1 pseudogene is annotated in these 1,062 nt (G+C 48.0%); it reads left to right on the top strand.

Annotation, left to right across the window (positions count from 1 at the left end):
- Window positions 1-307: 307 nt before the first annotated feature.
- Window positions 308-978: pseudogene (locus P5683_RS25180) on the top strand (IS1 family transposase); the annotation flags it as partial.
- Window positions 979-1,062: the final 84 nt, after the last annotated feature.

A 1,062-nucleotide genomic window follows, 5' to 3' on the forward strand; every position in this document is an offset into this window, starting at 1 on the left:
AAAGGATGTGATTGAAAGCTAATGCCTAACTGTAATAGTTAGGATATGCCCACTAGTCACGGTGTGGATATAGAGACTGCGACAACTAAGAGTGTTTATGACGAGAGCGAGTTAATGACTACGTGGTTGTATATAGCTCCGAAAGTTGAGGTCATAAAGCAGGGGGTTGTAGCCCTGTTCCCAATGACAAAGGGGTATCCACATCACGAGCCGTATGAGGTGAAAGTCTCAAGTACGGTTTGGAATTGGAGTTGGGGAAGGCGACTTCCCTTTCGACCATAACAAAACCGACTCGGGTTCAATTTCCATACCTGCCTGCCCAACTTGTACATCTACCCACACCGTCAAAAATGGACGGATTCACAACGGCAAACAACGGTTCAAGTGTCGTGATTATGGACGACAGTTTGTTGAACACCCCCACCAAAAAGGTGATTGACCAAGAAACACGGTCTCTGATTGACCGTTTGCGGATGGAGAGAATTCCCCTTGCCGGAATAGCACGGGCCGTCCAAGTGTCTGAGCCCTGGCTGCCAAACTACGTCAATCAGAAATATGCCTCTGTGCCCCGCCAAGTCCAGGTGAGGCGCAAAAAACGGGAGGTTAACGATTCAATGTGATGAATTGTGGTCATTTGTCAACCATAAAGGAAACAAACAGTGGATTTGGTTAGCTCTCGACGTAAAAACCCGTGAGATTGTCGGTGTTTACATTGGTGCACGGGATGAAGCCGCAGCCCGCCAATTGTGGGAGTCATTGCCCCCAGTGTATCGCCAATGTGCGGTGGCTTATACAGATTTCTGGGGAGCCTATGAGGCTGTTCTACCGAGTAAACGTCATCAAGGGGTTGGGAAGGATACAGGTTTGACCAGCTACATCGAAAGGTTTAACAATACCTTGAGACAACCAGTGTCTCGCTTAGTACCCAAGACCTTGTCCTTTTCCAAGTGTTTGCAGAATCACATTGGTGGCATTTGGTATGTTATGGTCGAAAGGGAAGTCGCCTCCCCCAACTCCAATTCCAAACCGTGCTTGATACTTTCACATCACACGGCTCCTGAT

It is taken from the genome of Limnospira sp. PMC 1279.21, from assembly GCF_032349615.1.
Classification (GTDB): Bacteria; Cyanobacteriota; Cyanobacteriia; order Cyanobacteriales; family Microcoleaceae; genus Limnospira; species Limnospira fusiformis.